Raw genomic sequence first — 18,970 nt, 5'->3', positions numbered from 1 at the left:
TTCCAACACATGTTTTAGACTGCGTTGGTGAAAGACCAGAGTAAAGAGCAACCGAAATACATTCAATACAGGAACGCCGGTTTGCTTGGTGATGTTGGATTGCCGGAGCAGCTTCCCGATGCGGAATTCCTTGAAGAATGCGGTTATCATGGATTGGAGTTGATCTGAGTGCAGAGAATCACGTACCATGTAAGAAACATCCTCACTTTTTTGTAGACTGTTTGGGTCGGCAACCTCAGTCTACCAGAAATATGAGGATGTTTTTGCTTTTACATGACCCACAGCTCCAACGAACTCAAGAAATTACAGGCTCAATTCGGGTGCGAAACTTGAGTAGCAGGATTAACCCTGATGCTGCATCTCCCACCACAGACCGTTTCAGAATTATTGCAGGAACGCATTGCACATTTTCCAGTGAGCGTGATATACATGTTCCACATTCTTAATTTGATATAGCATGGGGATATGTTGGTTGTTGAACTATCGGGCAGAAGAGTATGAGAAGCCACCGAGCTGCGAATACCGATTCATTGCTCACTCCGTCCATAAAGCAGGAGGTTGAAACGGTGCAGAGGCGAGAAGGGATCGTCAAGTGGTTTAAAGAAGAAAAAGGATACGGGCGAATCATGTTAGAGGGACAGGATGGGAACCATGTCTTCGTTCACTTCAGCGGGATCAGACCTGACCCTGTAAGATTTCCTAATGGATTCCGTTTTCTAAAGGAAGGTCAGAAGGTTTCTTTTCATTTGATTGAACGTCCACATGCAACGGACAGTCAAAGATTGACGGCCACCGACGTCGAAATTCTGTCCGATTAGTCGTGCGCATGGACCATATTTCCCTTTTGTCTGTAAAGACTTTATCAAGGACTTCCTACATATGCAAAGCAAATTTGGTAACGACCACTATGGCGAGGAATAACCCAGCTCCCATATACGCCAAACCACCTAGTCTCTTGTCTATATACATGTTCAGACCACTCGAAAGAAACATGAGACTCAATGACAGTAATGCCCATCTGGTGACTTGAACAGCGCCGTTTGGAGACTCCACGAATATATACTCACACGAAATTAAGATAATGGTTATGAGAGAGAAAAGTACACTGATTGTCGTAAGCAATTTTCGGCGATTCATTCTTCGGGGTCCCCTTTATAATTGAATACTTCAAACAACTAATCCCGCCATTTAGCTCCTAAGTTGACGTCAGTCAACAAAACAAGAGAGCGTGGATCATATTACGTCGGCGACAATTCGATCACTTTGTATTCAACGATGTTGTACTTGTGAAACGGATCTTCGCCGATTATTTTTCAACTTCGGCTCAGATGTCAGCATTCATCAAAATAACCCCCAACCGTCCTTGGGTTTCGTCTATATTCTCCACAGGGAATCATTTCCCTTCCGCCCTAACGCAGCCGTCATAACACACAGATAATTTATTCCATGCACAATTGCCACGATCTCCGCACATTGAAACTGTGGAATACAAGCAGCGGCGAAAGTGACCGGCTAGGGCATGCACGAACAAGCATCACGATGGACATTTATGTCCACGGTAATGACGAACAACAACATGAAGCAGCGAACACGTTTGCCGCGTCCATCTTCGATGAAAAATTCATTGTGAATAAGGATTGATGATCAATTCGATGATCAAAACAAGCCATGAAAAAGAAAAACACGGCTCTCGTTGCCCCGAGAAGCCTCGTCATATAAGGCTTTTCACTTGGAGGCGCCAGCCGGATTCGAACCGGCGGTAAAGGTTTTGCAGACCTCTGCCTTACCACTTGGCTATGGCGCCATTTCCGCCGCATCACCGCGGCAATCTTGGAGCGGAAGACGGGATTCGAACCCGCGACCCTCGCCTTGGCAAGGCGATGCTCTACCCCTGAGCCACTTCCGCATACATCGTCAGTTCAACAGCACCTGTTCGAAAATGGTGGCTCGGGACGGAATCGAACCGCCGACACGAGGATTTTCAGTCCTCTGCTCTACCGACTGAGCTACCGAGCCTTGTGCTGGAGCGAACGTCCTAAACTATACAACAGACCCGAGGCATTTGTCAATGTGCCGTCAGCAGAACGTCCATCCAGGCAATCAAAACGGGTGCTATGGAAGCACCCGTCATCTCTCTGGTGGAACCGATGGGATTCGAACCCACAACCCCTGCGCTGCCAGCGCAGTGCTCTCCCATTGAGCTACGGTCCCGCGAGCTGTCATCGCGGCGAACACGATTTATTGTACCGGGTATCCACACAAAAATCAAGAGGAAAATCCACGGACGATCCGTGAATACAGCTGGATGGTTTTGGACACGCTACCAACGTCAATTGCTACGGCCGAGGAGGACGACAGTCATGATGAAGCGATGGATCATGGGAGGAACCTTGGTGGCCATGCTGGCCACGGCGGTCCCTCATGCATGGGCAGGTGAGGGTCTTCAACGCGCTCACCCTCAAACCGGTACAGCCGCAACCGCCGTTGGTGAATTCAACGCAAGCACGCCCACCCATCACTGGGACATTAAATCCAGTGTGCAGGTCTCGCGCGATGATCTCCGTCAGGCGTATCTCGCCAGCCGCAACGCGTATACGGAAAAGTTACAGAGATATGCGAAATGCTCACCGAATGAAGCCAAGAAGGCGATTGCCGCAGCCCATCCAGGGGCAAAGTTGAACGACGTGCAGCTGCGCAACATTCGGACCAATCTGGTGTATTTCGGCATGGCGGAAGATGGAGAATACAAATACCTGGTGATTGTTGACGCCGGCAACGGCAAGGTGCTGTTGGACAAACCGCTTCCCACCCACCACGAACGAGCTTTCGCAGGTGGAGACGAGTAGCTCGCGGAGCTGGCGGCGGTGATTCCGCATCGCCGCCCCTCCCGTTCACCAAATGAAAAAGCGAGAGCGCGATGCTCTCGCATTGATGGTATGCATGAATGGATTCAAAGCGCGCGGACCTTTACGTCCTGCATTTGGATGGGTCCGACACCCCGAGGAACTTCAATGGATTCCAGACGAGTTGCGCCGAGTCTCTTTGTAATATAATCGCAGGCAACATTCGGATCTATACGATCACCACAGGTGTACACATCGATGCTCGCATAACCGTGTTCTGGAAAGCTGTGGATGGTCAGGTGCGATTCCGAGATGATCACCACACCGCTGACACCTTGTGGCGCGAATTTGTGAAACGCAACTTCACGAACTTCCGCTCCGGCTTCCAATGCTGCATTGACCATAATTCGTTCGATGGATTGCAAATCGTTCAGATTTTCGGCGGGACATCCCCACAACTCGGCAATCACGTGACGACCCATTGTGTCCATACCAAAAAATCCCCCTTTACAGAAAAATAGCCATACCCTTTGCAGGCATGTGGAATCTTACCCTTTCACCACGGGGGAAAGTTAGTCCTTCGAGGTCCTAACCCTTTAAGTGAAGGAGATTCCTTGACGTGTGGCACTACGTGCCCCGCCAAACATTACGACTGATAGTATAAGTCCATCACCGACAATTTGCAACAAGATTTTTGCGCCCACTAAAAGATTGGGTATGGTTACCCAATGACGCGTACAAATGCCCAAAGTGTACCGGCCAAGGCAAAGATTGCGGCGACGTTGGCAACCCTGCCCGTCTTCCACTGGGGTTTCCGGTAGAGGACGGCCGTACAGAACGCTCCCACCGCCAGCCCCACCGCGTGGCCAAGAACGTCGACACCTGGCGCGAAGATATCGTAAATCCCATTGATTCCGAGTATCCAAAGCATCTGATTTCGCACTGATTTATGAAAATATCCTCGAAAGGCAAGATAAAGCGCGACGCCAAAAATTCCAAACACGGCCCCGGAGGCGCCGGCAAATACCGTGAACGGATCCGCCCAGTTGGCGGACAGGACGAATCCCGCGACGCCGGCAATCCAATATATGAAGAAGAACGCCGATTTGCCCAACCACGGTTCGATGCTGCGCAGAAACCAAAGGGACACCATGTTCATGGTGAGATGCATGAAATTCATGTGCACGAACATCGCGGAGACGCACCGATACCACTGACCGGTCACCGCCAGCGCCGGTGCAAGAGCACCGGCGGCGAGCAGGCCGTTTGCATCCCATCCGTGTGGAGCTTCCACAAGTAAAAACCAAGCGATATTCACACCAATCAGGGCTCCGGTGACCGGCGTGCGCCATCTGTACCGCATCAGCGTTCCGCCACCGCCATCTCGTAGAGCTGACGCAGTCCATCCGTCAGCGTGATGGTTGGTGTCCACCCAAGCACATCGCGCACTTGCGTTGCCCGATAATAACTGTCGCGAATGTCTCCCGGACGCGGGGGGAGGTGCTTCACCTCGAGCGGACGAGACATGAACGACTGCAAGGTTGACACGAGATCGTTCACCGTCACGGGGACTCCGGAACCCACGTTCAGCAGTACGGAGTTGCTGTGTTCGATGGCCAGCGCGTTGACGCGAGCGACATCCTCCACATGGACGAAATCTCTCGTCTGCAAACCGTCACCAAACACCTGCACGGCGTGATGCCGGGCCGCCCCCTCGACAAACCGGGCAATCACCGCACCGCCTTCCGGCGTCTGCCGAGGACCGTAGACGTTGGCGTACCGCAGAATTGCATAGCTGAACCATTGACAATAAAAACCTGTCAGATACATCTCCACCGCTCGTTTGGAAATACCGTACGGTGACACCGGAACCGTTTCCGTCTGTTCATCGATGGGCGGCACCGCGCCGTTGCCATAGACCGCCGCAGAAGACGCGAACAACACCCGTTCCACGCCGAATTTGCGGCTGGATTCCAATACGTTGAGCGATCCGCCGATATTTTGCACCATGTCCATGCGCGGTTGCTCAACCGACACCGGCACGCTGATGTGCGCTGCCAAGTGAATGACACGCTGTGGCCGCTCCGCTGCGAACACCTCGTCCACCGCTGCCGCGTCCGTTACATCCACAGAATAGTGCCTTTCACCGTGTACGGCCGGCTGCAGATCCACGTTGATGACGTCGTGTCCACGGTTCAGCAGGGCCGCAACCGTTGCCCCACCGATAAAGCCGCTGCCGCCCGTCACGAGAATTTTCACATTCGTCCACCGTCCTTGACCACCATGCGCGCATGGCCCAATATTTGCTCGTAGCCATCCAGATAGGCTTGCAGCATCTTGTCCGGCGTGAATTCTGGCAGAACGCGCTGTTGAAACGCATGCACCAAGCGTTCGCGCAGGGACGCGTGTTCAAAGAGCACATCCAGCTGATGAGCCAACGCCTGTTCATCACCGACCGGAAACAACAGTCCGGTCTCCTCGTGCGCAAGGAGACGCGTCAACGCTGGGATCTCCGTACCCACGTTGGGAACTCCAACCGCCCCCGCCTCGAGGACGGACGTGGGCGCGCCTTCGCTCCGCGACGCAAGCACGTGCACGTCAAGGCCTTCATAGAAGGCCATCACATCTTCGATGAAACCAAGGAAATGCACCCTGTCCGCCACCTGAAGGGTGTGGCACAGCTGTTCCAGTGCCGCTCTCTGCGATCCGTCCCCCGCCACGACCAGGTGCGCATCCTTCGTTCTCAGGTGCGGCAGCGCGCGGATCAGCGTGGGAATGTCCTTTACCGGATCGAGTCGGGCGGCAATGCCGAACAACGGCGTTTCGGGCGGCACATTGCACCGCGCCCGCAGAGCGGCCCGACTTTCTGACCGCAGCCGCGTGGATGGAGGGATGGAAACCCCATTTGGCACGACAAAGGAAGGTATTCTCGGAAACCACTCCGCGAACATCGGATGCACGACAAACAGCCCGTCCGCGTGCTTCAAGCTCCAGCGATGAAGGCGCGGCCACAGGATGGACTTCCAGCGGCTATCGAGGAAATCCTTATAGATGTTGCTGTGTATGGTGCTCACCCATTTGTGTCGCCGTTTGCGAGACGCAAAGTGAGCCAGCACATTGAGGCGCGGGCCATGGGAATGCAAGATCACCGGACTTGGCAGACCCTCGACGTGATTGCGCAGCGCACGCATGGCCAGCCGGGGAGCCGTCGGCAAAATGGAGACCTCGATTCCCTTGGCCGACAACCCGTCCGCAAGCGGCCCCGAACCAAGCAGGGCAAAGCGAAACGCTTGCCCCAGCGCCTGCTGCCGAATGACCGATGCCAGTGTCAACAGATGTGAGGCGGCTCCTCCGCGCTCATTGCCGGCTGCGTAAATCACCACACGGTAATTCATCAAGATGGCCGATTCCCCTGTTTCGTACACCGCTGTACGTATTCTGCCATGTCGGCTTCGTCAAAATGAATGCTCTCCCGGTTGAGCAGCAGGTAGTCCAACGACGCACCGACCTGCTCGGCAGCGAAATTTAAGATGTGATGACGTCGTTGTGTGGATTCCGGCCAAAAGTCCGCAAAATACTTATCTAATAGTAGAAACTGATCTTCAGTCAACCCTGGCACCATCTGCACAAAGGCCTCCAGGGGAAGTTCCAGAATGTCGTAGCTTTTCCCGTCGTATTCGATGTTCAATCCGAGCCGCATGAGGTCACTTCCTCTCCAAAACAGTACTGCCTGTCCGCTCCCAGTATAGCGAAAGCCTCTCCATCAAACAAACCATCGACGCCCGTTGCCCATCTGGGCAGCGTTGACATTTTCTTTACATCTCAAGGATTGGCAGCCCGTTGTCCGACGCCCCCCTTTTGTATTTTGAGCCCGCGGCATACAATAATGCTGAATCCAGCTTTCTACTGCCACAACGACGGAGGATTGGTGGAATGAATTCACTGAAGACCTGGCTGTTGATGGGCGTACTGACCGTCATTCTGGTGTTGTTCGGGCGCCTCATCGGCGGATACCGCGGGATGATCTTTTTCCTCATTCTGTCGATTGTGATGAACTTCATCGGATATTGGACCAGTGGTAGTGTCGCGATTGCGATGACCGGATCGAGACCGGTGTCAGAAGCCGAATTGCCGGAGGTCTACGCGATTGTGCGTCGGTTGGCCCACCGAGCCAATTTGCCGATGCCCGAGATCTACCTCACACCCTCCATGCAGCCGAACGCATTCGCCACCGGACGCAATCCGCAACACGCCAAGGTCGCCGTGACGGAAGGCATTCTGAGGGCGTTGTCGACACGGGAGTTGGAGGGCGTCCTTGCCCACGAAATGGCTCACGTGAAAAACCGCGACATTCTCATCAGTTCACTGGCCGCCATGTTGGCGGGCGTCATCACGTCCATCGCGAACATGCTCCAGTGGGCGATGATGTTTGGGTTCAACGGCGGACGGGATGACGATAGAGGAAACGTAGCAGCGGAAATCGCCATGGTGATCCTGGCCCCGATTGCGGCAACCCTTGTCCAATTGGCCATCTCCCGGACCCGGGAGTTCAAAGCGGATGCAGTGGGGGCGCGCCTGGTGGGTGACGCCAATCCGCTCGCCGACGCGCTGGAGCGCCTGGATGCGTACGCGCACCGCATCCCGGGAGAGTTCAATCCAGCCACTTCGCACCTGTTCATTGTGAATCCGTTCCGGGGCGAATCCCTGTTGCGTTTGTTCAGCACCCACCCGCCCACGGAGGAACGGGTTCGGCGCTTGCGAAACATGAGAATCCTCGGTTGATACAAGAACCATGGGCATCCGCGAGGATGCCCCCCCTTCATTTTGATGCACAATCCGGGCGAAGGATTCACTCGTACCGCAGCGCATCAATCGGGTGCAACTTTGAAGCCTTGTAGGCGGGATACAGGCCACACACCACGCCCATCGCCATGGAAAACAGAAATCCAATGACCGCAGCCTGCCAGGATACCACGGAGGGCAGCGGGGTGAGGGCGTGCACCAGGATTGAGGCAACCACGCCAAACGCAATGCCGAGCAGCCCGCCGCACCCCGTGATCATCACGGACTCGCACAAAAACTGCAGCAGAATGTCGCTCTGCGTGGCACCGAGAGACATGCGCAGTCCAATTTCCTCCGTGCGCTCCGACACGGATACCAGCATCATGTTCATGACCCCAACGCCGCCCACCACCAGCGCAATCCCCGCCACCGCCCCAATCACTGCGGTGAGAATGGTGGTGATGGTTCCAATGGTCTTTTCCAATCCAAGAAGAAACCCGGAACTGTCAATAAATGCGTCCGCCTGATGCGCGTGGAGGTTCAACGCCGTCACCAGTCGTTTGGACAGTGCGGCCTTATCGGTTCCCGGCTGAATGGTCACGTCCATCTCGGAAATGTTCCACCACGGGAAGAGATCCGTACACGTTGTTGCTGGCAGATATATGGTGTCGGCCCCGAGAAACATGGACATGAAATTGAATTGGTTGGACACGGCCACGCCCACCACCTGCAACGGTTGTCCGCCCACTTGAATCACTTGCCCCACCGGTGACTGGTTGCCAAACAATTTATGCGCCAGCGACGTGCTCAACACAGCCAACCGTCGATGCGCAAGCCAGTCCGCGGACGTGTACATATGTCCCTGCACCACGGTGAAGTTGGCCAGTTCATTCAGGTCGCTCGGGCCGCCTTCGATATTGGCGTTGATGGTCTTCCCGCGGTACCCCACGTCGCCCTGGCCGTTGACGGAGTAGGACACGTCGGCGACACCGTCGAATTGGCGCACCAGTTGCAAGTCGTCCTCTGTGAACGACAGCACCTGGCCCGGCTGGGGAAGCCCCGGTTCGACCAACTCTTTCGGAAGGATTTCGATGGTCTGCTGCGCGGCGTGGCTTTCGATGACGTTGACCACCGCCGTCGTCCCTCCTTGGCCAATGGCCACAATCGCGATGATGGACGCAACCCCGATGAAAATCCCGAGCATTGTCAGCAAACTGCGCAAGACATTCGCCGTGAGTGACAGCCAGGCGGCTGCCAGCAATTCCCGAATCTCCACTCAGTCCACCCTTTCCGGGTCCGCCACGCGGCCATCCACCAGATGGACAATCCGGTGGGCCGCCGCGGCCACCGACGGATCGTGCGTGATCATAACGATGGTCATACCCTGTTGGTTCAATTGACGGAACAGCTCCAGAATCCCCCGGCCCGTGGCGCTGTCGAGCGCACCAGTGGGTTCGTCGGCGAGCAGGAGCCGCGGGCCGTTGGCCAGAGCCCGGGCGATGGCAACGCGCTGGCGCTGCCCCCCGGACAGTTGATTCGGATAATGGTGCGCCCGCTCCTCCATTCCGACTTGCGCCAGCAGCTGCCTCGCTTGTCTGCGCCGCTCCGCCCGCGGTCTTCCCGCGTAAATCATCGGCAATTCCACGTTGCGCAGCGCGGTCATGCGGGGAAGCAGGTGAAAATGTTGAAACACAAAGCCAATATCCCGGTTTCGAACGTGGGCTAACGCCCGTCCATGCCACTCGTGCACGGGTTGATTGTCCAGATGGTACGTTCCGCGCGTGGGAACATCCAAGCACCCGAGGATGTGCATCAGGGTTGATTTTCCACTGCCGGACGGCCCCATGATGGCAACGAATTCGCCCGCCGCCACATCGAGCGTGACGTCTCGCAATACGTGCAGCGGCTCACCGCCGACGGTGTACGTCTTCCATACATGACGCAGGACAATCACGAGGTTCTCACCGCCTGCCCATCCCGCAGCGAGGCCGGCGGATTCAAGACCACCCTCTGACCCGGCGACAATCCGCGCGTGACCTCCACCACCGTGTTGGCGGTGATGCCGAGACTGACCGTGACCGCATGCACCGTTCCATCTTGGACGACGTACACCTCATCCACGCTGCCGTTCTGCACAATCGCCGCGTACGGCACGACCGTCACGCCGGGCTTGGTGGCTGTGGTAATTTGCACATTCACCTGATAGCCAATGGGGACCTCGAAATTCGCAGCCTCGAGATCCACCTCGACTTGACCACTGCCGGCGCTGTTAGCCTCTGCGTAGTTGGCGACGCGCACCACGCGCGCGGTCCACTGCCGCCCCGGATAGGCATCGGTCGTGACGCGGGCCTGCATGCCCGGATGAATCTGTGCAGCGTCCACTTCGGAAACCTGTGTCGCAATTTGTTTGGTGGTTCCAGCAACTTGCACAATCGGCACCGGATTGCCTGTGCTGTCCACTCCACTTGGATTGACGGTCAACACGGTGCCGGAGATGGTCGCGCGAATATACGTGGCATCCAGCGCGGCCTGGGCCTGGGCCAACTGCGCCTGGGCCTGCGCGAGCGTGGTTCGTTCACTGGCCAGGGTACCCGCAAATTGACTCTGGAAACCGGCCGGTGCCGACGACTGTTCGGTTTCCGTTTCCTTCAACGCCGCCTGAGCCTGCTGAACCGCTGTTTGCGCAGCTTGCACGCTGGCCCTCGCGGACTCGTGGTTCAATTCCACCAGCACTTGTCCAACATGCACTGTTTGGCCGGGCTGCACATCGACCGCCACCACGGGCCCGGTCAGCTGCTGCGCTGTGACCATCTGACTCTGGGTCGGTTTGACGGCTCCGGTTTCAAACAGCTGATTGCTCAGAGACTGCCGCTGCACCACGGCGGTTGCTACGACGGGCGGACGCAGCCGCTCCCAGACCGTGAACGCCACAGCCGCACTGCACAGGACACCAACGCCGCCAAGCACCCACGGCCAACGCCGACGACGCACGCGTTCCGGTTCTCTCTTCATGTTCCGCTCACCCATTCCATCCTACTAGAACCTGTCTCATTCACCTTACCATGCGGCCCGGTTCGGCTGAAAGTCCTTCGTCTCCCTCGGTCTATCCGCTGCTTTGCGGACATACAGTGTAGGGACAACATCCATGCAAAGGAGCTCGCGCATGTACTGCCCAATTTTCAACCGGATTTGCGGCTGGCTGTATTTTGCACTGGGCATGGTGGGTTTTACGAGCGGACGACTCGGGAATTACATCCATGTGTCCCTGGCCGAAGCCATCGCCTATACGGCGCTGGGCGTATTCGGCATGATCGCTGCGCGGCTTCGCTGGCGAGACGCGACGATGGCGAGCGTGCTGTACGGCATCCTGCTGTTGCTCTGGGGATTCGCCGGGTTTGCGTGGCCAAATTGGCCGTACGCGCAGGCCGATCCGCTCGAAGCCATGCTGCGCGTTCTCTCCGGGCTGTGGGGCATGTACTGCACGGTCACCGACGTGCTCAGCTGGCGCCGTACCAAACTGGCGAATCCGCCGCAAACATAACCCCTTGCGGACAGGCGCATACTATGGCTTGGTTCCATCCGAGGACCCGAGGAAGCATGCGCAAAGGGGGAAGCTGTGTGAAGGTTAAAGATATCATGACGTCCAACGTCTCCTGTGTTCAGACCACGGACAACATCCAGAAAGCCGCTCAGATTATGGAGCAGTTGAATGTCGGTTCCGTGCCGGTGTGTCAAAACAACAAGGTGGTCGGCATGTGTACGGATCGGGATATTGCATTGAAGGCCGTCGCGAAGGGCGCCTCCCATACCACGCCGGTCTCGCAGTGCATGACCAACCAGGTGATCACCTGCACACCGGACACGGATGCGCACGAAGCGGCCGATTTGATGGCCCGCCACCAAATTCGCCGCCTGCCCGTCTGCGACGCATCCGGCAATATTGTCGGCATTTGTGCCATCGGCGATTTGGCGACGATTGATATCCACATCAATGAAGCCGGCGACGCCTTGAGCAAAATTTCGCAGCCCACGACGAGCCAGAACGCGTTGCAATGACCGTTGCACCGCGCCACAACCAACAGCCCTCCCCGAGGGCTGTTTCTTTATGCTTCAGGGACGATTGGAACGGGCGAGTCTCGCATGATTGTGGCTTGTGAACGGTGACCAGCCACCTCCACCCGTTTGGCCATCCGCACCGCATTCTCAATGGCCGCTCGGATTTCTCCGACCGTGAAAGATTGTCCGCTCTTGCCCAATACCGCGAGCGCGTAGGTGAGCGCCTGCTGTAGTTTTTCATCTCCACCGTGACCCGCATAGACGGATTCTGCAAAAATGTACGCCTCGTGTCCGATGGTTGAGAGCAGTTGACGCTCCTGTTGCGACACGTGTTGATTCAACCAACGGCGCACCGTTGGCCATAGACAATGGACCAGAACCAGCAGCAAACAGAACACACTCTGCAGCAACAGCATGACCATCTGGTGCAGCACCGTCAACCAGAGACTGTGCACATTGCATCTCCTCCTCTGCCCCCTTACTTGCCGGAACACGGGGAAGCGGGGGACACCGACGATATGTGCGAACGCGTAGATATGGTGGATGCTCCTCAGGCCAAACGAAAGACTCCGCGCTGTGCGCGGAGTCCTCGGATCAACAAACGATGTTCAGTTGTTGTTCGGGTTACCGACCGCCCGCCAGGTTCTGCTCGGCGAAGGCCACCAGGCGCTTGGTAATCTCACCACCCACGGATCCGTTTTGACGGGACGTGGTCTCCGCACCCAGCTGGACGCCGAACTCGGAAGCGATTTCGTACTTCATCTGATCCAACGCTTGCTGCGCATTGGAGATGAGCACGCTATTGTTGTTGTTTCCAGCCATTTGTCAACACCTCCTTGTGGGCTTATTGTGTCCACCCGTGCCATCGATACGCTGACACATTCTGCTTGAAGTAAACGCAATTCCCAGCCGCCGACAATCCGTCACCGTCTTGTCCCAGCACAACAGCGGACACCCTCGTGTCCGCTGTCGGTGAACACGTTGTACAATTGTGGTTGCGGAGGATGTTACTGAGCGCGGCCAGACAGAGCTTGTTCAGCAAAGGCCACAAGGCGCTTTGTGATCTCCCCTCCAACCGAGCCGTTTTGGCGCGAAGTGGTTTCGGCACCGAGTTGGACACCGAACTCCGAAGCAATTTCGTACTTCATCTGCTCCAGCGCCTGCTGCGCGTTGGACACCAATACGTTGTTGCTGTTTCCTCTCGCCATGGTTTCAACACCTCCTTGGCCTTTATCCTCTCCACGCAACGGCAAAAAACACTGTTATATTCTGCATAAATATCCAGTGAAACCAGTACGCCATGACAAACAAATCACCCCGCGGGCATGTGCCCGTCGGGGTGAGATAGTCAGGCATTTGTAAACGAGGACGTTCAACGCTGAGACAGCGGAACAAATTCGCGGTGCGTCGGCCCCGTGTACTCTGCGCGCGGACGGATGAGACGGTTGTTTCGGAGCTGTTCCAAAACGTGCGCCGTCCAACCGGAAATGCGGCTGCAGGCGAAGATGGGCGTGTACAGGTGTGTCGGCAGCCCCATGGAGTAGTACATGGAGGCAGAATAGAAGTCGACGTTCGGATTCAGACCCTTCTTTTCCTTCACAATCCGCTCAATCACCTGGGACATCTCGAACCAGCGGGTGTCACCCGCCAATTCCCCTGCTTCCTTGCTCAACTTGCGCAGATGGGTCGCGCGGGGATCTTCGGTACGGTACACGCGGTGGCCGAAGCCCATGATTTTCTTCTTATTTGCGAGTGCGTTCTCAATGTACGACTCTGCCTTCGACAGTTCGCCGATTTCCAGCAACATCCGCATCACTTGTTCGTTCGCGCCGCCGTGCAACGGGCCCTTCAGCGTACCGACAGCGGAGGTGATGCAGGAATACATGTCAGAGAGCGTTCCCGCGGTCACGCGAGCCGAGAACGTCGATGCATTCAATTCATGGTCGGCATGGAGAATCAAGGCGATGTTGAATGCCTTCTCCACGAATTCGGACGGCTTGGTGCCGTTCAACAGGTAGAAGAAGCTGGCCGCCGCACTGAGCGAAGCATCGGGTGTAATGGGCTCCTGACCGTTGCGGATGCGTTCAAAGGAAGTCACCATGGTGGGGATTTGCGCAACCAGGCGCGTTGCTTTGCGAACGTTCGCTTCCATGGAATCGTCGCCCGCGTCCGGATCGTACAGACCGGCCAAACTCACGGCCGTCCGCAACACTTCCATAGCATTTGCATCTTTCGGAATGGATTTCAAAAATTTCAACACATCCGGATGGAGTTCGCGTTGTTCGGCAATCTCCTGCGTAAACGCCTTCAACTGAGAAACGTTCGGAAGGTCTCCGTGCCACAGAAGGTAGATCACTTCTTCAAATGTGGCGTTGCCGCCAATCAGATCGTGAATGTCGTACCCTTGATAGACCAGCCGTCCTTCGCGGCCGTCCACGAAGCAAATTTCCGATGTGTTGGCAACCACATCTTCCAAACCAGCTGCAAAATTCACGGTTTCTTTCGACATGTCAGTTCTCCCTTCATCCCAGTATGCGGACAGTTTGTGACAACGCATCAGTTTTTACGACACAGCGCACACCCGGCAAGCGCTGCAGACCCTGAGCAAATGACACCTCGTACATTATACTACAGACCTTTCAACGGAAAAAATACTCTACACGGGCCGCCACCAAGGCTCCGTTCTTCGCCGGCTCCACGATGGAAAGCAAAAAAGCTGTCGAGAAGGAAAACACTCCCTCTCGACAGCCTGTTCATGGTTCGTCCGACGGGTTCCGAATCATTGGAACATCCGTTTCACGGCGGTGATGTGTTTCCCCCAGTACGATCCCGGAGCAATCGACAAGTAGCCCACTTTCCCGAGGCCGCCGCCCTCCTGAATCACCCGGCTGTTTCCAGCATAAATTCCCACGTGGTGGCCATTATCAAAAATAATGAGATCCCCCACGCGCATGCTTGACCGCGGAACCGTCCACCCCACGCTCTGGGCCTGCGTGCGGGAAGCCCCGCTCATCTTGTAGCCGAGCGCATGATGATACACGTAGGCCGTGAAGTTCGAGCAGTCGAAGCCGTACTGACCGCGATCCTCGTTGTGGCCCCACACGTACGGCGTCCCCAGCTTGCTTATGGCCACCTGCATCACCGCTTGCTCTTTGGCCGCGGTACTCGCGCTGAGCGGAGCCACCGGTTGAATATGGGTGTCGAGCGTCACCCCGGGCGGCAGCAGGGTTGCTGCTTCTGCCGTTTGCTGCAGCGGCTGCACCGCCACCGATGTTCCGACCACCGCGGTTGCCGCGGAAGCGGCCAACACCAGCGTGGAAATGCCTTTTTTCAGCGCCTGTATCCAGTTTCGTTGCATTGGTTTCCTCCTTATGCCTCCGAGGTTAGTTGACGGGTTCGGATCGAGGAAAGGACCCGGGCTGTGTGGACAGCCTTCACCCCTGTCGCCGCCATCGACGACGCGAAAATCCCCCGTACCTGGGTTCCAGGATTCGGCGTGATTTGGACGCCACGGCGTCCCCGTGTGTCTACCACCTTATCAACGAATGTCGGGGAAAGAAATGCTAAAGTTCTGGTGGGCTCGTCAATCGGTGCCGAATTGACCAACGGTGTCCAACGTTACCAATCGCCGTACCGGTGTGCTATGATACGGACAGGCGGAAGCACCGCCCAGCTTCGTGAAGCGGAGGGAAGATACGTATGGCAGAGCGGACGTTTCTGTTTGCGGGCAAGCCGGTGACCCTGGAAGGCCCGGAATTGAAGGTCGGGGATAAAGCTCCGAATGCGGAACTGGTTGCAAATGACCGGTCGAAGGTCACTCTGGAAGCGTATAAGGGGAAAGTTCGGATTCTCAGCGTCGTGCCGTCGCTGGATACCGGCGTTTGCGACGCGCAGACCCGGAAGTTCAACGAAGCTGCGGCAGGTCTCGGCGACAACGTGGTGGTGTTGACCATCAGCGCGGACCTGCCCTTTGCTCAAGCGCGTTGGTGCGGCGCGGCAGGCGTTGACCGTGTGATTACCCTGTCAGATCACCTCTCCATGTCGTTCGGCAAGGCGTATGGCACCTACATTAAGGAACTGCGATTGGAGTCCCGCGCCGTGTTCGTCGTGGACTCGAACGACACGCTCGTCCACGTGGAATATGTTCCCGAAGCAGGACAGCATCCGAACTACGAGGCTGCGCTGAACGCCGCCAAAGCAGCCAAATAACCGTCCACCACGGAAATCATCATACAGACTCGGTGCCCGGCATGGTCCGGGCACCGCTGTTGTGCGGTGTGCCGCTGCACAATACGCTGCGGCCACCGCCACTATCCATTCAGCCGTTGCCTGCGATGACGGCGCTCATCATGCATGCCTGTGCGCGCCTGCGTCCACAACGTGGGTCGTGGCAGCACTTCGTCACTGGCGGCAGGCGGCAACGTGACCATCTCGTCGCTCGCCTCGGACGGCTCAGCGGCCTCCGACGCCGGCAGCGCTTCGCGCAACGTGTCGCTGCGCAATCCTCGGCGCAGGCTCTCCAATGCGATCACCTCAAGCGGCTTGATGTTGCCAAGGTTCACTTTGTGTCCGAACGTGCGCAGATAGTAGATTTGCTGCTCGACCAGCGGCGCTTCCCAGATGACGCGGGTGGCCATGGGGCCGAGTCCGCGCAACAATTGGTCCACCGCATCCTCTTTGACGCCGCCGTCCGCCTGAAAAACGCCAACGCCTTTTCCCCCTTCGCGGCCCTCCACGATGACATAGTGCGCCCCGTGTGTCAAATCCTGGTGGATGAGGGATGCCATCGTATCGCCGTCGAGGTAGCGCCCGCGCTCCTTCTTCCCAACCTCGGCGAGCACGGTGAAACCTTTGTGCCGAGCCGTGCGGATGATCTCCCGACGCTGTGCCAAAGGCAGCGTGATGGTGCCATCCGACACCTCCACCACGCGTACGCCGCCATCCCACAACATGTCCAGATACTCTGTCCACACATTCTGCAGCACGGCAATCTCCAAAGAGGTTCCGCCGGGATACGCAAGGATACCATACTCCTGACAAAGGGCAACCTTATTCACCATCGCATGCGGCGGACACACGGAGGCGCTGCCGAATCCAAACTTCCAAAAGTCAATGTGCGGCGCGGCCATTTCCAGAATATCGCGCGTCAGCCCCAACGGCAGCCCTGTGTCAATCACCATCGTCAATCCCGACAATCGCGGCTTTTCCACTCTGCCTGGCAGCACGTCGTTGAGTAATTCAGACCAAACTGGGTTATTCACACTGCACGCCCCTTCTCCTCTGTGCGTTGCTCATCGCTACCCACAGCCTATGGGCGCTCTGCTCAATCTGTGCCACCCCCAGGCTCACTGCACCACGAGCATGACCGTGGCAATCAACAGCAAGACACCGCCGGACAACCTGTCCGCAGAGATGGACACTCTCGATCCAAGAAATCGCCCAGCCTCCAGCCCGACCAGTGTCATCACCAAACTGATGCAGCCAAATACAACGGCGGCCAATCCGATGGGCACGGCAAGCATCCCGAGACCGAATCCAACCGTCAGGTTGTCCAGACTTAAAGCCGCGGCCAACAGCAGCCCCTGCGCTCCCATTTTGCGCGGCGACTCGTCGTCGTTGGCGTCGGCCTGCTTCAGCAGCAGATAGACGCCAAGCACAACCAATACGCCAATCCCGATGAATTTGGCGAACCGCCCAGCCACCTGTGCCAATTCGCTGCCGAGGAAGAGCCCAATCACCGGCATCAGCGCCTCAAACGCGCCAAACACCACCGCCGTTTTGAACTGTTGGACCCTCGAGAGATTCATGGTTCCCAGTGCAACAGAGGCCAACGCATTGTTCATGCCCATGGCGATGCCGAGCAGTATCAATTGCCAGATCAACAGCGCTCACGCTCCGTTTCCGTATCCGCCCATAAGGTCCTGGTATCGACTGGATACCTCTTCAACACGTCTCCCACAAACGACTGCGTTCCGGCGAAGACCAGCAGATCCTCGGCGGTGGTCTCCAGCCGAGATCTGGTCAATGCATCCTGAACCTGCTCGAACCAGTCGCAGGCCGCGTGATACCGGCGGGCCACGTCGTACAACTGCCGATGATAACGGAGATGCGGATTACCGGAGGTTGTCAAGAGAATTTTATCCACCACCTGCGACAGTTCCCGAATGACACCTTCGCCGTCCTTGTCCGCAGGGACGCTGACCACGGCGACCACTTTCCCCGCCCGGCCACGCCGTCGCGCGGCCACCCACTGTCTCAGGTACACGGCCGACTCTGCGTGAATGGTCCCGTCCAGCACCGTCAGCGGTTTATCCGCCAATACCTGGAGCCGCCCCGGCAAGCGAAGCTGTGACAGGTCGATGGCTGTCGCCAGACGCTCCCCTTCGCGGAGCCTCCGCCACACCTGACGCGCGGCGTCAAACGCCACACTGGCGTTTTGCGCCATAAATCCGTCCGCAAAAGGAAGTGTGATGCGATATTGCGCCTCGGGGTAGGAGAGCGTTAAAACATCGCCCGCCACCGTCCCTTTCGGAATCTGCGCACCGAGGGAACGAACGGCCGCCCGCTCCGCGCCAGCCCGCGCCAACAGCGCCCGCTGCACCACATCGGACTGAGGATGACTGCACACCCACCGCGTATCCGACGTGATAATCCCAGCCTTTTCTCGCGCAACATCGGCCAATGTCGGTCCCAATTCTCGCGCGTGCTCGAGAAATACGGGCGCAACCACAGCGCCCTCGTGGTGAATGCGATTCACGTCGTCGTGGAGCGCGCCGCGGCCCAATTCAAAGATGTTGACATCGGTGCGCTCGTCTCGAAACCACAGCGCTGCAACCACCGCCAGCAGACCCACCGGACCAAAATATTGTCCGTCTGGCAGCGCCACGCGGTTCACTTCGGAGCGCACCTGTTGAATGTACGCCCGGAAGGATGACTCAGGCATGATTCGACCGTTCACGCGGAATCGCTCCATAAAGTCCACCAGATGCGGGCCCGTGAACAACCCGACGCGAAAACCCAGTTTCTGCAGCATCCCTGCGAGCAAAATGGCGTGGGATCCCTTGCCTTTGCTTCCGGTCACGGCCACGTTGTATCCGTACTTGTCTGGCCGCCCGAACCGTTCCAACAGGTGGCTTGTCCACTCCGGATGTCGAACTTCGCAATCCGGTTTGCCCGCGATGGACGCCTTCACGGCCAAAAACGACGTATAAATCCAATGAATCGCATCGTAGGTTGTCTCTACTATGTATGCATCGTCCTGAAGCACCATTCATCCGCCTTAGTCCAAT

Annotated in this window: 23 protein-coding genes, 4 tRNA genes and 1 riboswitch; of the genes, 6 read left to right on the top strand and 21 right to left on the bottom strand. The window is 57.0% G+C overall.

Annotated elements, in window-relative coordinates:
• A partial coding sequence (locus G463_RS23325; RefSeq protein WP_026975015.1) for a hypothetical protein occupies window positions 1-189 on the bottom strand: 189 nt, incomplete at its 3' end.
• Window positions 190-566: 377 nt separating this feature from the next.
• Here G463_RS23325 and G463_RS23545 point away from each other — a divergent pair.
• Window positions 567-818 carry a cold-shock protein gene (locus tag G463_RS23545; protein ID WP_026975014.1) on the top strand — a complete coding sequence of 84 codons (252 nt, stop codon included), beginning with the start codon at window positions 567-569 and terminating at the stop codon, window positions 816-818.
• 912 nt (window positions 819-1,730) lie between these two features.
• Here G463_RS23545 and G463_RS0109735 read toward each other — a convergent pair.
• The 4 genes from G463_RS0109735 to G463_RS0109715 form a co-directional block, all read right to left on the bottom strand.
• Window positions 1,731-1,804: transfer RNA gene (locus G463_RS0109735), tRNA-Cys, on the bottom strand.
• A gap of 27 nt (window positions 1,805-1,831) precedes the next feature.
• A tRNA-Gly gene (locus tag G463_RS0109730) sits at window positions 1,832-1,906 on the bottom strand.
• A 34-nt stretch (window positions 1,907-1,940) separates the two neighbouring features.
• Window positions 1,941-2,016, bottom strand: a tRNA-Phe gene (locus tag G463_RS0109725).
• 120 nt (window positions 2,017-2,136) lie between these two features.
• Window positions 2,137-2,211 (bottom strand) — tRNA-Ala (locus G463_RS0109715).
• 149 nt (window positions 2,212-2,360) lie between these two features.
• On the opposite strand from G463_RS0109715, the gene G463_RS19760 reads away from it, so the two are divergent.
• Window positions 2,361-2,846 carry a PepSY domain-containing protein gene (locus G463_RS19760; protein ID WP_211227404.1) on the top strand — a complete coding sequence of 162 codons (486 nt, stop codon included), beginning with the start codon at window positions 2,361-2,363 and terminating at the stop codon, window positions 2,844-2,846.
• A gap of 104 nt (window positions 2,847-2,950) precedes the next feature.
• Here G463_RS19760 and speD read toward each other — a convergent pair whose 3' ends face one another.
• The 5 genes from speD to G463_RS0109685 form a co-directional block, all read right to left on the bottom strand.
• Window positions 2,951-3,334 (bottom strand): adenosylmethionine decarboxylase, encoded by a 384-nt coding sequence (speD, locus tag G463_RS0109705; protein ID WP_026975012.1) that lies wholly within the window; start codon window positions 3,332-3,334, stop codon window positions 2,951-2,953.
• 230 nt (window positions 3,335-3,564) lie between these two features.
• Window positions 3,565-4,206 carry a rhomboid family intramembrane serine protease gene (locus tag G463_RS19755; protein ID WP_051322159.1) on the bottom strand — a complete coding sequence of 214 codons (642 nt, stop codon included), beginning with the start codon at window positions 4,204-4,206 and terminating at the stop codon, window positions 3,565-3,567.
• On the bottom strand, window positions 4,206-5,102 hold the full coding sequence (locus tag G463_RS19750; RefSeq protein WP_035486608.1) for an NAD-dependent epimerase/dehydratase family protein: 897 nt from the start codon (window positions 5,100-5,102) through the stop codon (window positions 4,206-4,208). Before G463_RS19750 ends, G463_RS19755 begins: the two co-directional genes overlap by 1 nt.
• Window positions 5,099-6,238, bottom strand: a complete 1,140-nt coding sequence (locus G463_RS0109690) for a glycosyltransferase family 4 protein (protein ID WP_035486605.1) — start codon at window positions 6,236-6,238, stop codon at window positions 5,099-5,101. Before G463_RS0109690 ends, G463_RS19750 begins: the two co-directional genes overlap by 4 nt.
• A complete protein-coding gene (locus G463_RS0109685) occupies window positions 6,238-6,543 on the bottom strand; it encodes a hypothetical protein (protein WP_026975010.1) in 306 nt (101 codons plus the stop codon). Before G463_RS0109685 ends, G463_RS0109690 begins: the two co-directional genes overlap by 1 nt.
• Before the next feature lie 233 nt (window positions 6,544-6,776).
• Between G463_RS0109685 and G463_RS0109680 the strand changes: the two genes are divergently transcribed.
• On the top strand, window positions 6,777-7,625 hold the full coding sequence (locus G463_RS0109680) for a zinc metalloprotease HtpX (protein WP_026975009.1): 849 nt from the start codon (window positions 6,777-6,779) through the stop codon (window positions 7,623-7,625).
• Between the two features lie 67 nt (window positions 7,626-7,692).
• On the opposite strand, the gene G463_RS0109675 is transcribed toward G463_RS0109680, so the two are convergent.
• From G463_RS0109675 to G463_RS0109665, 3 genes are read right to left on the bottom strand one after another with little or no spacing between them, the layout of a single operon-like run.
• Window positions 7,693-8,901 (bottom strand): ABC transporter permease, encoded by a 1,209-nt coding sequence (locus tag G463_RS0109675; RefSeq protein WP_035486602.1) that lies wholly within the window; start codon window positions 8,899-8,901, stop codon window positions 7,693-7,695.
• Complete coding sequence (locus G463_RS0109670; RefSeq protein WP_026975007.1) at window positions 8,902-9,579, bottom strand: ABC transporter ATP-binding protein; 678 nt, start codon at window positions 9,577-9,579, stop codon at window positions 8,902-8,904. It abuts the gene before it with no gap.
• The gene (locus G463_RS0109665; protein WP_026975006.1) at window positions 9,576-10,637 is read right to left on the bottom strand and encodes an efflux RND transporter periplasmic adaptor subunit; all 1,062 of its coding nucleotides are present in this window, start codon (window positions 10,635-10,637) and stop codon (window positions 9,576-9,578) included. Before G463_RS0109665 ends, G463_RS0109670 begins: the two co-directional genes overlap by 4 nt.
• A gap of 151 nt (window positions 10,638-10,788) precedes the next feature.
• Between G463_RS0109665 and G463_RS21740 the strand changes: the two genes are divergently transcribed.
• A complete protein-coding gene (locus G463_RS21740; RefSeq protein WP_051322157.1) occupies window positions 10,789-11,166 on the top strand; it encodes a hypothetical protein in 378 nt (125 codons plus the stop codon).
• Window positions 11,167-11,243: 77 nt separating this feature from the next.
• Window positions 11,244-11,681, top strand: a complete 438-nt coding sequence (locus tag G463_RS0109655; RefSeq protein ID WP_026975005.1) for a CBS domain-containing protein — start codon at window positions 11,244-11,246, stop codon at window positions 11,679-11,681.
• Between the two features lie 47 nt (window positions 11,682-11,728).
• Here the strand turns inward: G463_RS0109655 and G463_RS0109650 are convergent, their stop codons facing one another.
• The 5 genes from G463_RS0109650 to G463_RS0109630 all read right to left on the bottom strand — a co-directional run bounded on the left by G463_RS0109650 (window position 11,729) and on the right by G463_RS0109630 (window position 15,039).
• On the bottom strand, window positions 11,729-12,136 hold the full coding sequence (locus tag G463_RS0109650) for a phage holin, LLH family (RefSeq protein WP_026975004.1): 408 nt from the start codon (window positions 12,134-12,136) through the stop codon (window positions 11,729-11,731).
• 169 nt (window positions 12,137-12,305) lie between these two features.
• Window positions 12,306-12,503: an alpha/beta-type small acid-soluble spore protein gene (locus tag G463_RS0109645; protein WP_026975003.1), complete on the bottom strand. Its 198-nt coding sequence runs from the start codon at window positions 12,501-12,503 to the stop codon at window positions 12,306-12,308.
• A 185-nt stretch (window positions 12,504-12,688) separates the two neighbouring features.
• Window positions 12,689-12,889, bottom strand: a complete 201-nt coding sequence (locus G463_RS0109640) for an alpha/beta-type small acid-soluble spore protein (protein ID WP_026975002.1) — start codon at window positions 12,887-12,889, stop codon at window positions 12,689-12,691.
• Between the two features lie 164 nt (window positions 12,890-13,053).
• A complete protein-coding gene (locus G463_RS0109635; protein ID WP_026975001.1) occupies window positions 13,054-14,190 on the bottom strand; it encodes a citrate synthase in 1,137 nt (378 codons plus the stop codon).
• Window positions 14,191-14,460: 270 nt separating this feature from the next.
• Entirely contained in the window at window positions 14,461-15,039 is a 579-nt protein-coding gene (locus G463_RS0109630; protein ID WP_051322156.1) for a C40 family peptidase, read from the bottom strand.
• Window positions 15,040-15,188: riboswitch (cyclic di-AMP (ydaO/yuaA leader) on the bottom strand.
• 192 nt (window positions 15,189-15,380) lie between these two features.
• On the opposite strand from G463_RS0109630, the gene tpx reads away from it, so the two are divergent.
• Window positions 15,381-15,890 (top strand): thiol peroxidase, encoded by a 510-nt coding sequence (tpx, locus tag G463_RS0109625; protein ID WP_026974999.1) that lies wholly within the window; start codon window positions 15,381-15,383, stop codon window positions 15,888-15,890.
• Between the two features lie 101 nt (window positions 15,891-15,991).
• Here tpx and comA read toward each other — a convergent pair whose 3' ends face one another.
• From comA to G463_RS0109610, 3 genes are all read right to left on the bottom strand, one after another.
• Window positions 15,992-16,942, bottom strand: a complete 951-nt coding sequence (comA, locus tag G463_RS19740) for a phosphosulfolactate synthase (RefSeq protein ID WP_245575804.1) — start codon at window positions 16,940-16,942, stop codon at window positions 15,992-15,994.
• An 84-nt stretch (window positions 16,943-17,026) separates the two neighbouring features.
• Entirely contained in the window at window positions 17,027-17,563 is a 537-nt protein-coding gene (locus G463_RS0109615; protein WP_026974998.1) for a manganese efflux pump MntP, read from the bottom strand.
• Window positions 17,560-18,948, bottom strand: coding sequence for a bifunctional folylpolyglutamate synthase/dihydrofolate synthase (locus G463_RS0109610; protein ID WP_169725460.1), 1,389 nt, complete (start codon window positions 18,946-18,948; stop codon window positions 17,560-17,562). The genes G463_RS0109615 and G463_RS0109610 overlap by 4 nt, the downstream gene beginning before the upstream one ends.
• Window positions 18,949-18,970: the final 22 nt, after the last annotated feature.

Source organism: Alicyclobacillus contaminans DSM 17975 (assembly GCF_000429525.1).
In the GTDB taxonomy this organism is placed as follows: domain Bacteria; phylum Bacillota; class Bacilli; order Alicyclobacillales; family Alicyclobacillaceae; genus Alicyclobacillus_A; species Alicyclobacillus_A contaminans.
The sequence above is the reverse complement of the archived record's forward strand: the minus strand, read 5'-3'. Positions and strand labels throughout refer to the sequence as shown.